Genomic DNA, 11,820 nt, shown 5'->3' on the forward strand with positions numbered 1-11,820 from the left:
ACTTCAAGTTGCAGGGTTGTTGGCTGCTCTCGTTCACCCCAGTCACTTAGTTATCTAAGCTCCTGGGGATTCTCTCGATTGCCGCCTACCTGCATCTTGAAGTTTCTTGGGTATATACCGACATATTCATCATATGCTGATAAGCGGCCGAACCTGCACAGCTCAGACATAACAACTACAGACTATTATTTGGTGTAAAAACGATAAATTGCTGTATATGGCACTTTTAACGTCGCACCAAAGGTCCCTTGGTCACATTTCGTTGGGCCAGCTGCCCCCCCATGTGTATCGACCCGTTGAATACTACTAACGTGAGCGAAGATACCCGGTTGATCTGCTGATGTGCCGGTCAGCAATAACCACGGAATAGAATCCGGCTCATTGGAAGGGCGCGAAGCGCGAACGGAGCCTGCAACAATACTGCCGTCGGTGCTTTGCCAGTGCGGGCCGTCAAAGTGCTTACCCACCAAATGCACCATACTTTTGTCACTGAATAAATCCGCCTCCGGTGCCTGGAAAACCCAGTTGCCGGTAGTGGCTTTTGGCCCGGTGGCCGCACAGCGATAAATTTGTACGCCACGCGCATAGACTTGAGTTTGGAGATGTTCAGCGGCTGTTACATCGAGCGAGGTTTCAGCGGCGTTGGCGGCTGAAATACCACTCAGCAGCAGTGACGCGCAGGTAGCAATAACGATTTTCTTCATCATGATGTCACTCCACAAACAATACGTGCACCGCCACCGCCGAGCATCGCAGGATGATCCGAGTGATTATCGCCACCGGCATGAACCATTAATGAATGGCCTTTAATGTCTGACATACGTAAGCGCGGTGCCAGCACCGGGTAGGTGGCGTTGCCGCTATTATCGACGTACAACGCCGGTAAATCGCCTAAATGGCCGTTGCCCCACGGGCCTTCGTGTTTACCGGTATTGGCTGGGTCAAAATGTCCACCGGCTGCCAAGCCAGCGACCATCTTGCCGTCTTGCATCGCAGGCCCACAGTTAGGATTGGTATGCATATGGAAGCCATGAATACCAGGCGGAAGCCCTTTCAGATTGGGCGTAAACAGCACGCCGTATTGTGTTGCCTGTACATCAATAGTGCCTGCCGGGGTAGATACGCCGTTCGCATCGACGTTATTCATGGTAATGGTTGTCGCCTGGGAAACACCGGCAAACATCAAGCCGGCAAGGCATATCGCCTGTTTTAGTGTTTTAAGCATGTACATAGTCATCCCTATATTTTGTTGGGTGAGTGTGACCGTTATGCAAAGTGGCATTGAGCCATAAAAGTGTACGTCGCCGCAGAGAAGACCGCTTTATGCAGCGATGCTCTTATATATAACGAAATATGGTATGACCGGTGTAATTGCTCTGATAGGTGAAACCGTTGTGAGTTTTGTCCAGTACGGAAGGGAAAGTCAGGCGTAGCGCCAGTTGTCCAGAAATGAAGAGATGCACAACAGGTAGAAAAGAGGCGAGGGGAGGTTTAACACTCGCCACGGTCGCCTCTTTTTTAGCGTCTTTAGGATTTTTCCTTACCTGCCAGTATCTTCCGGGAGGCTATCGATAAGCTTATGAGGCAAAATGGGTAAGTTGACAGTAATTAACAGGCCTTTATCTACTGGCATGGTTGCCGTTATCGAGCCCTGATGTGCCACACAAATTTCTTTGGCGATAGATAATCCCAGCCCGCTGCCGCCTAAGTCTCTGGCGCGGGAACGTTCGCCGCGGGTAAAACGCTCAAAGATATGTGGTAAGTAATCAATAGCAACTCCTGGCCCGGTATCCTGGAATGTTATTTCAAAACCTTGTGGCGTATGACGCAGGCGAACAAACATGCGATCGCCTTTACTGCAATAGCGCAGCATGTTTTCTAAAATAATATTAAAGACCTGGCCTAATCTAAACTCATCACCGACATAATAAAATTCATCGTCAGCCTCTATAGATACAGACATATTAGCCGCTTCTAATTGCGGTTTTAGCCATGTCAGGCGCTCTTTTAATACACTTTCTAAATTTAACACGTTTCTATGCAGCGTTAATTGACCGGCGCTGGCCAGCGAAAGAAAGTGTAAATCATCGGTAAGATGGCTAAGGCTTTTTAATTGTGTCATCACCATATTTAATTGCTTTTCATCGGCCGGGAAAACATGGTCTATCATCCCCTGTAATCTGCCCATTGCCGCTGTTAATGGTGAGCGCAGTTCGTGTGCAGCGGCGACATGTGAGGCTTTTAGCTCGCGTTCGTAGAGCGCGAGTTGGCTAATCATTTTATTGAAATTATTAGAAAATCGGAGCATTTCCTCGGGGCCGTCGGTCACCAGTTTTGCCTGTTGGTTGAAATTCCCTTGGGCAACGATTTCGGCTACTTCGGTAAGGCTGCTAAATTGTGCGGTGAGCGGGCGTGCTGCACGCAAACATCTTAAAATAATAAAAGGTGTTGCCAGAATTAAAAATATTAACAGCCATCCCCAATTAAGCGAGGTAATTGAGGGCGTGCTATAGCCAATTCCCCAGCCAGCATCCACAATCTCATGAAAACGCGAAATATTGATATGAGGGTTTGCTCTAAGGGTCAAAAACTCCTGATATTCAGCAGGTGACATGTGATGAATCACCCAATAATACTGCACCGCATAAATACTCCACATCGCGAACATAATAATAAATAACACACTAGCGGCCACAACGATAATACGCGTAGATATCCATAGCAAAAGTGACTTGTGTTTTTTATTTCTCATGGTTTACAAAACCTATAACCAATGCCACGTACATTAAGAATAATGTTATCAATGCCAGCCGCTTCGAGTTTCTTTCTTAAATTATAAACGTGTGTATCGACAACTCGCTCAAGTGCATCACTTTCTGGCAGACATTCTTCAAGTAAAAACTGGCGGCTTAGCGGCCTGCTGGTCGCACGCATTAGCGCGCTCAAAATTGAAAACTCAGTCAGTGTCAAATCTAAGCGGATAAAATCGCCATTTTCACGGAACACTTTAGCAACGATATTGGCGGTATCAATTTCGAGGTTTTCCCAGCGCAATACTTCCTCTTGGGTTGCCTGGCTGGTATTGCTACGTCTTAACACGGCCTGTACGCGAGCCATGACTTCACCGGGATTGTAGGGTTTAACGATGTAGTCATCGGCGCCGTAACGCAATGCCCCAATCTTGTCATAAGCCTCGCCCATTGCGGTGATCATAATGATCGGGGTATTCCCTTTGCGTCTTACCGCCGCCAGAATTTCTGTGCCACTCATGCCGGGTAACATCACATCTAACAGAATAAGATCAGGCTTCCAGCTTAGCACGGTATTCATGCCCGTCAGCCCATTTCCGGCCACCGCAACGCTATAACCTTCACGTTTGAGGTAAGCCTCCAGAACATTCGCCGCGTCGGCATCGTCTTCAATTACCAATACTCTTTTATTTTTCATTTAGTGCAACCTTGACAATTTCTTGATAATTCCCTGAGTGTTCATTGATAACTCCCTCGCATAATTCTTATCACCTGCTGCTTTAATCATGCATGAAAATATAAATACATGACAACGAGAATCATAATGTTAACTAAAAAAAACGTTACCTATATAATATCTACTCTCATTGTGTCTGGTATTTCATCCGCGTTGGCGAATGAGAATTCTACGAATAAATCGGCTATCACTTTAGGGCTGGGGGCTATATCCTCACCAAGATACAGCGGGTCTAATGAACAAAGTGTTGGTGGCGTTCCACTATTTCATTTTCAACAAGATAGTTTTTATGTCGATTCGATGAATGGCATTGGCTTTCATCTGCAAAACGATAACGGATTATATTTAGAACCGACAATTGGTTATAACTCAGGACGTACTGATAAAAACTCAGGGCGGCGCAAAGGTTCCGACAAACTTAAAGGCATGGGGAATATTTCCGCGTCGGTTAATGCCGGTATCAGCGTAGGATGGGCCGTTACGCCATGGCTGGTTTTGGAAGGTAAGGCCACGCTGCCGCTAAGTGAGAGTCAGGGAGTATCCTACAGCACATCAATAGATTACATCCCACTTATGAGCGACGAGAATAGCGTCACTTTGCGGGCTAGCGCACTATTCGGCGATTCCCGTTATTTAAATACCTGGTATGGCGTTAACGATGAGCAAAGCGCGCGTTCAGGCTATGCCCGTTATAACAGTTCCGCTGGGTTTTACGGAACCGATGCAAGCCTGACCTGGGCTCACCAGTTCACTGAAAATTGGGGCGGGTTGCTCAGCGTAGACTACGCCTGGCTGGATAAAACGGTGGCCAATAGTCCCATCGTGATGCAACGAGGCGGTACAACAGGCATCGTCGCAATAAATTATACGTTCTAAGATTTCGGCCTTGAGCAAGGCAAATAAAAATAGCCTGGTAAAGCACCTGATATTCAGAATTTTTATGAAAATTTTCATCGTAAAAATGATATTATCGGTAATATTTATTTACTTGATGCAATGCCCGATAAAAAAGGAGGAGAGTATAACCACCGTTTTATCCGTTAAAAATGAACTCGCTACCCGTGAACAAATGTATCTTAAGCACGCCAACGTCCAGTATCACTATCGAAAAATATCGATAGATATAAAAAATAATAAAGTCGTTTATATTCCACGATGTAAGAATAATAATGGCCATTTTTTAATGGCCCATTATTTAAAATATTTGGTCAAGTTTCTGGTTGGTCATGGTTCTTAAGGTGATCTTTCTACTCGTGCTGAAAATAGCATGCATTAAACTAATTTCTAAAACCTGAACCGCCGAAAGAAACCCGGACTCCGTTGATCGATTTATAAAACCTTTGATGGTGTTACACTCATCGCATATGAGATAGGTATATAAAAAATCCACGCTCTCGCGTGGATTTTTTATGGCTAAAGCATTCAGATTGAAACGTGCTAATTCAGTCCTAATTGGCACAATATTAGAACATCATCACCATCCACGGATAACCAATCAGCATCAATGCACACAGGAAAATAAAGCCGAAGATGGTGCCCAGTCGCCAATAATCTTTGGTTGGCAGGTAGCCGCTGCCGTAGTAAATCGGACTTGGGCCGGTGCCGTATGGGGTAATAATCCCCATCACGCCCAGTGATGTACACATCATCAGGCAGAATACCGGCATGTTAATACCGGGGATTGAGGCGGCGACGGTCAACACCGCAGGGAGTAGCGCGGTGGTGTGAGCGGTGGTGCTGGCGAACAGATAGTGCAGCAAGAAGAAAGCAACCAGCAGCATGACGGCAGCGACTTCTGGCTTTATCCCTTCGAGTAGCTGACCACCTTGCGCGCCCAACCAGGCAATAAAGCCAACGCGCGCCAAGCCATCTGCCAGTGCGACTAGCGTTGCAAACCAGGCAAAGGTATTCCAGGCGGGTTTGTTACTGACAATATCGTTCCAGTTAAGTACGCCGGTCCACAACATCAATACCACGACCAACATGGCCGCCATCGCCGGTTCAATCCAGGCGGTAGCAAAAATCCACATCAATAGCGCAAAGCAGACAAACACCAGCAGTAAGATTTCATTACGTTTGAGTTTGCCGAGTTTTTCCAACTCACTGCTTGCCCAACGCGGTACTTCATCATTGATTTTTACTTCCGGTGGGTAGAACAAATAAGCCAACAGCGGCATGGTAAGGATCAACAGCACGCCGAGCGGTAAGAAGGCCAGGAACCAGGTTCCCCAAGAGATATCAAAGCCAACGATGCTTTTCACCAGCGCCAGTGCCAGCAGGTTAGGCGCCAGAGCGGATAAGAACATCGAACTGGTGATACAAGCCGCCGTAATGGCTACCCACATCAAATAAGAGCCAATTTTACGCGAACTAGGATCATTAGGGAGCGAACCGTACAACGGCGGTAGGTTGGCAATAATAGGATAGATAGTCCCGCCGCTTCGCGCGGTATTGGAAGGCGTGAAGGGGGCTAACAGCAAGTCGGCGAAGGTGATCGCATAACCCAGCGTCAGGCTGCGACGACCGAGATATTTCACCAGAATCAACGCCAGACGACGGCCAAACTGCGTTTTGTCATAACCGGCTGCGAACATAAAGGCGCCGAAGATCAGCCAAACCGTCGAGTTACTAAATCCACTTACTGCCCACTTAAAGGATTCGGTGGCCATTTTAAACTTAGGGTTGGCGATTTCCGCAGGACTAAATAGTAGCCATTGGCTGCAGAGGGCAATAACCACGACACCGGTTAGACCGATGACCGCGCCGGGCAATGGCTCAAAGACTAAACCGACAATCACACCAACAAAAATGGCAAAGAAATGCCAGGCATAGGGTTCTAAGCCTGCGGGAACTGGCACGAGCAATAACAGTACTGCGATCACTACCGGTAAAAATAGCATGATCAGGTGCTTTTTTTGTCCCGAAGAGGGGGGCGCTACCTTTGGGGGTTCACTCACTGTTGATACTTTGTTCATAGTTTTTGCCTTCAAGTTATTTTAAGGACGCGATATATGCCTTGAATCCTACGATTGTTTTATTGATTGGCGACTTATCTATTGGTGAAACTCCCTTTATAGGTTTTATTGCCATAGCCCCGTGCTATAAAGTTGCAGTATGCATGTTATGGTTCGTACATTGTTAAATGTAGATATTAATAATAAAAATCTTATTGAAAATATTGACCGAGATCAGTCTTTTTAGAGGTTTGTGCTTATGGCCATTCTATCTGCATTATTCTTGTGGCATTGTAGGGACGGTTTACAAAAAATCCAACGATCATAGTGTGATAGACGAAATTTTTATGTACAGTACCACTGTTCTTAATGTGGGCATTGCCTCTTCTCAGCGTTGATTTTTTTCATCTGTAGGCTAGTATTCGATGAATCTATTTATCTCTATAAAGTAGTCAACTCCTGTTCATTTAAAAGTTAAATACGTCAATTCATCTGCTCTATTCATAAAAAACTGTTCGGCACTCAGATTGCGGTAGAAAATGCGCCGGCCATAGAATCCAACGCTTTTAAATTTTGGAATTGTTAATAATGAATACCATCACCCCAATCCTGAAACCACTGACTCTCCCAAATGGTGCGGTACTGAAAAACCGTCTGTTGATGGCACCGATGACGACATGCGCCGGCTTTTTTGATGGCGGTGTAACCGGCGATCTGGTTGAGTACTATCGCTCACGCGCGGGTACCATCGGTACGGTTATTGTTGAATGCTGCTTTATCGATCCTAAAGGTCCGGCGTTTCCTGGGGCTATCGCCATTGATAGCGATAATAAAATTCCGGGGCTGGCGAGAATTGCCAGCGCGATAAAATCTAAAGGCTCAAAAGCGATTTTGCAGATTTACCACGGCGGAAGGATGGTGGAGCCGGAGCTGATTGGTGGTAAAAAGCCTGTTGCGCCAAGTGCCATTGCTGCACCGCGTGAGGGGGCGACCACGCCACAGGCGCTGACCGGTGAAGAAGTTGAGGTGATGATCACTAAGTTTGGTGATGCGGTAAACCGTGCGATTAAAGCCGGGTTTGACGGGGTAGAAATTCACGGTGCTAATACCTACCTGATTCAACAATTTTACTCGCCAAACTCTAACCAGCGCGATGATAAATGGGGCGGTAGCCGCGACAATCGTGCGCGTTTCCCGCTGGAAGTATTAGAAATCACCCATAAGATGGCGAAGCGCTTTGCCGATTCCTCCTTTATTATCGGCTACCGATTCTCTCCAGAGGAGATTGAAGTACCGGGGATCCGTTTCGACGATACCATGTACTTGCTAGAGAAACTGGCGGCAAGAGGCGTTGATTATCTGCATTTCTCCGTTGGCCATTATTTGCGTACTTCCATTAATGACACCGCTGACACCACGACGCTTATCGAAAAATATCATGCACAACGTTCAGATACGCTGGCAAGAATCCCGATTATTGGCGTAGGTGGCGTGGTTAATAAGAGCGATGCTGAAAGCGCGCTGGACAAAGGTTATGATCTGATTGCGGTCGGTAAAGCCTGTATTGCCTATCCAGACTGGGCCGATCGTATTCTTAAAAACGAACACCTAGAGCTGTTTATTGATAGCACTCAACGCGAAGCCTTAACTATCCCTGAACCGCTGTGGCGCTTCTCGCTGGTGGACGCCATGATCCGCGATGTCAGCAGCGGTGGCCGTAAATATAAAGCCGGTGTATTCCAGGAAAAAGTGGAAGCTGAGGCGCTGAAACTAAAAATTAACGTCACGCTGGATACTGACCGTATTACCGACATCACGCTGGTGCAAGACGACACATTGGATGTCGATTTTAGTACCAGTTTTGAAATTCTCCGTTCGCGTATTTTAGTGGCTAACAGCCCTTATGTTGATGCGGTCACCGGTGCAACCGCACAGAGTGAAGCGCTGAAGAAAGCCGTGTCCCGTGCGATGACGACTTCGACTAAAGAACACGTTATTGAAGAGGGCGGTAATCCAGAAGCGCCGCAAAGTTATGATGTTGTGGTGATCGGCAGCGGCGGTGCGGGCCTGTCTGCGGCGATTCAAGCCTATGATGAAGGCGCTCGCGTGGTGATTGTCGAGAAGATGCCGAGCATCGGGGGCAACACCATCAAAGCTTCTGTCGGCATGAACGCCGCTGAAACTCGCTTCCAGAAACTCAAAGGTATTGAGGACAGTAAAGAGCTGTTCTACGAAGAGACCCTCAAAGGCGGTAAGTTTAAAAACAACCACGACCTGCTGAGAACCTTTGTTGAGCGCGCGCCAGAAGCAGTTGAATGGTTAGCAAGCCATGATATCGAGCTGAATGATATTACCATCACCGGCGGCATGAGCATCGATCGTACTCACCGTCCGGCTGACCGTTCTGCGGTGGGAGGTTTCCTGATTAGTGGTCTGGTGAAGAACATTAATCAGCGCAATATCGATGTACTGCTCGATACCTCGGTTGAAGAAATTTTGCATGCGGATGGCGTAGTCACCGGCGTCAAAATTGCCAATGAATACAATGAACACCATATCCTGAATGCCAAAAGTGTGATTGTGGCGACCGGTGGATTCAGTGCCAACCGGGCAATGGTGGTGAAGTATCGTCCTGAACTGGACGGTTTTGTGACGACCAACCATAAAGGTGCGACCGGCAGCGGCATTGTCTTGTTGCAGAATATTGGTGCCGATACCGTGGATATGAGTGAAATCCAGATCCACCCAACGGTTGAGCAAACCACGTCTTATCTGGTTTCAGAGGCTATTCGCGGCGGCGGCGCTATTCTGGTCAGTCAGGAAGGCAAGCGTTTCTATAATGAGATGGAAACCCGTGACAAAGTCTCTGCGCAGATTATCGCGCTGCCAGAGAAAAGCGCCTGGATAGTCTTTGACGATCAGGTGCGCCAGAACAACAAAGCGGCCGATGAATATATTGCCCGCGGCTTTGTGGTCAGCGCACCTTCTGTCGGTGAACTGGCATTGAAACTGAATATGGAACCGGGCAATTTGCAAGCCACGCTAGAGCGTTACAATCAGTTTGTGGTGCAGAAGCAGGATGAAGATTTTGGGCGAACTACCGCGCTGCGTTGTGAACTGAACCAAGGTCCATTCCACGCGATTCGCATTGCACCTGGTGTGCATCACACCATGGGCGGCGTCACCATTAACACTGAAACCGAAGTCCTTGATAGCCAAAAACAGGTGATCAAAGGTGTGTGGGCTGCAGGGGAAGTCGTTGGCGGTATTCACGGTGCTAACCGTATCGGCGGCAACGCCGTGGCCGATATTATTATCTTTGGTACCTTAGCAGGGCATAACGCGGCGGTGCATGCCCTGAGTTAATGTCTTTCCCCCGTGCTTGTAAGGGCGGGGGGAATTTCTTCACCAGCGAAAATATTCTGGTGATGTTTAAGTAAAATCTCGCATTTCAATCACTACATCTCCGCAGTGAAATAAAAAGTTATCAATATAATTTATTGATAACTATATTTTTTATAGCTCTCCTTACTTTCGATTTGCTCAAATTTCATTTTGGTATATTGCAAAAAATCTAACCACGCCTATAATTGATTGAGTGGTCAGTCATTTAATGGTTGGCCGTTATAATCTGTGTATGACGCCTTTCTGGCGGCGTGCCGTACTTATGAACTGAGGAAACAAAGATGACGTCGAAAAATGAAAAATGGTTTATCACCGGTGCTTCTGGCGGTCTTGGATTAGCGTTGACTCGTCGCGTGCTTGAGGCGGGCAATACCGTTGTTGCCGCTGTTCGCAGTCCGGCCGCATTAGCAGAATTGCAGCAGCAATTTGGTTCACAGCTGATCGTTGAGAAGTTGGATGTGACCGATTATGCCAGCCTGCCGGAGATCGCCAAAAAGCATGCCGATAGCGACATCATCGTTAATAATGCCGGTGGCGCAATTATCGGTGCGATGGAAGAGTTTACCGAACAAGAAATTGAGCATCAGTTTGCGCTTAATCTGCTGTCACCGGTACATATTACTCGTGCGTTCTTACCCGCTTTACGTGCTAAAAAGCAGGGCCGTTTGATCTACATCACCAGCATGGGCGGACGTATTGCTTTCCCAGGCGGTGCATTCTACCACGCGGCTAAATACGGTTTGGAAGGTTTTGCTGAAACCGTGGCTCAGGAAGTGGCAGAATTTAATATTAAAGTGCAAATTATCGAACCTGGCTCGATTAAAACTAACTTCCAGGCTAACGCCCGTTGGACAACGGAAACAGAAACTTATAAAAACGCCACTGTGGGTCAACTCCGCCGTTGGATCATTGAGAACGGAGAAGAAAACAACTCCGGCGATCCAATTAAAATGGCTGACGCTATTTATACGCTGAGCCACAAAGAGCAGCCAGAACTGCGTACCGTGCTGGGAGCGGATGCTTTCCAAATCCTGCAAGGCAGCTATGCCAAGAGCCTGCAATCTCTTGAGTCGCAGAAAGAGATTTCTGTCTCTGTCGCGATTGAAGGCAAGACTGGGTTTATTCCAGGCTAATATACCCGTCATACTTGGCGTTGCTGCTGATTTGTCGCTCTCCTGCCGTTTCGATGCAACGCCAATTATTTTGGTATAAATCACGCTCCTTATTGCGTATTAGGGGAGTAAAACTAAAAAACCGGTGGCTAAATCTATTACACTATCCGGAATTTTTTACCGACCCCGGAGATGTTGTTATGGCAAGACCACTCAGCCCGCAAAAGCATGCGGCACTACTTGATGCGGCGGTTATCACTCTTGCGGAAAATGGGCTGTCGGCCACAACGGCAAGCATCGCCAAACGCGCCGATGTGGCGGTTGGCACGCTTTTTACCTATTTTCCGACTAAAGAGCAGCTGCTTAACGATGTGTATCTGATGCTCAAAGCGGACATGGCGGATGTCCTGGTTACGGATTATCCCAAAGATGCCGATTTTCGTACGCAGATAATCCATGTGTGGCGTAGTTATACCGAATGGTCGCTGAGGAATCCGGCAGGAAAGCGTGTACTTAGGCTATTGGCCGTTTCCGATTTATTAACGCCGGAAACGCTGGCTAAAACACCAGAGTCGCTAAATTTAGCGGATAGAATGTTCGACAGCGCAATTAAACATTCTCTTTTTGTTACCGATGAAAAAGAGTTTATTTATGCCGTATTACAGAATATTTCCGATGCAACCAGCGATCAAATTGAAAAAAAGCCTGATGAGAAAGAAGCATTGTTAGCGCTTGGTTTTAGAATGATGTGGAATGCAATTTCCGCATAAGTACTAATATTCCGTTATCAAATAAATAGAGTATTTAAGTAAATAGAGCCGGCAGTTTATTAACTGCTGCTCTTCCGCTCGCCTATTTTTGAG

At 47.0% G+C, this 11,820-nt stretch carries 9 protein-coding genes; 4 read left to right on the forward strand and 5 right to left on the reverse strand.

The features are described 5' to 3' along the window. Positions 1-185: 185 nt before the first annotated feature. The 4 genes from ACL9RG_RS10820 to ACL9RG_RS10835 all read right to left on the reverse strand — a co-directional run bounded on the left by ACL9RG_RS10820 (position 186) and on the right by ACL9RG_RS10835 (position 3,447). Positions 186-707, reverse strand: coding sequence for a DUF3455 domain-containing protein (locus ACL9RG_RS10820; RefSeq protein ID WP_422792622.1), 522 nt, complete (start codon positions 705-707; stop codon positions 186-188). After that, positions 704-1,231 carry a superoxide dismutase [Cu-Zn] SodC gene (gene sodC, locus ACL9RG_RS10825; protein ID WP_422792623.1) on the reverse strand — a complete coding sequence of 176 codons (528 nt, stop codon included), beginning with the start codon at positions 1,229-1,231 and terminating at the stop codon, positions 704-706. Before sodC ends, ACL9RG_RS10820 begins: the two co-directional genes overlap by 4 nt. Positions 1,232-1,540: 309 nt before the next feature. Further along, positions 1,541-2,752, reverse strand: coding sequence for a sensor histidine kinase (locus tag ACL9RG_RS10830; RefSeq protein WP_422792624.1), 1,212 nt, complete (start codon positions 2,750-2,752; stop codon positions 1,541-1,543). Further along, positions 2,749-3,447, reverse strand: a complete 699-nt coding sequence (locus tag ACL9RG_RS10835) for a response regulator (RefSeq protein WP_422792625.1) — start codon at positions 3,445-3,447, stop codon at positions 2,749-2,751. Before ACL9RG_RS10835 ends, ACL9RG_RS10830 begins: the two co-directional genes overlap by 4 nt. Before the next feature lie 126 nt (positions 3,448-3,573). On the opposite strand from ACL9RG_RS10835, the gene ACL9RG_RS10840 reads away from it, so the two are divergent. Then, entirely contained in the window at positions 3,574-4,362 is a 789-nt protein-coding gene (locus ACL9RG_RS10840) for a MipA/OmpV family protein (protein WP_422792626.1), read from the forward strand. Positions 4,363-4,949: 587 nt separating this feature from the next. On the opposite strand, the gene ACL9RG_RS10845 is transcribed toward ACL9RG_RS10840, so the two are convergent. Then, complete coding sequence (locus ACL9RG_RS10845) at positions 4,950-6,461, reverse strand: anion permease (RefSeq protein ID WP_422792627.1); 1,512 nt, start codon at positions 6,459-6,461, stop codon at positions 4,950-4,952. A 567-nt stretch (positions 6,462-7,028) separates the two neighbouring features. Here ACL9RG_RS10845 and ACL9RG_RS10850 point away from each other — a divergent pair. The 3 genes from ACL9RG_RS10850 to ACL9RG_RS10860 all read left to right on the forward strand — a co-directional run bounded on the left by ACL9RG_RS10850 (position 7,029) and on the right by ACL9RG_RS10860 (position 11,727). Then, entirely contained in the window at positions 7,029-9,806 is a 2,778-nt protein-coding gene (locus ACL9RG_RS10850) for a flavocytochrome c (RefSeq protein ID WP_422792628.1), read from the forward strand. Positions 9,807-10,126: 320 nt separating this feature from the next. Next, complete coding sequence (locus ACL9RG_RS10855) at positions 10,127-10,978, forward strand: SDR family NAD(P)-dependent oxidoreductase (protein WP_422792629.1); 852 nt, start codon at positions 10,127-10,129, stop codon at positions 10,976-10,978. 53 nt (positions 10,979-11,031) lie between these two features. After that, positions 11,032-11,727, forward strand: coding sequence for a TetR/AcrR family transcriptional regulator (locus ACL9RG_RS10860; RefSeq protein WP_422792630.1), 696 nt, complete (start codon positions 11,032-11,034; stop codon positions 11,725-11,727). Positions 11,728-11,820: the final 93 nt, after the last annotated feature.

Source organism: Rouxiella sp. Mn2063 (assembly GCF_049319665.1).
Taxonomy (GTDB): Bacteria; Pseudomonadota; Gammaproteobacteria; order Enterobacterales; family Enterobacteriaceae; genus JBMOUD01.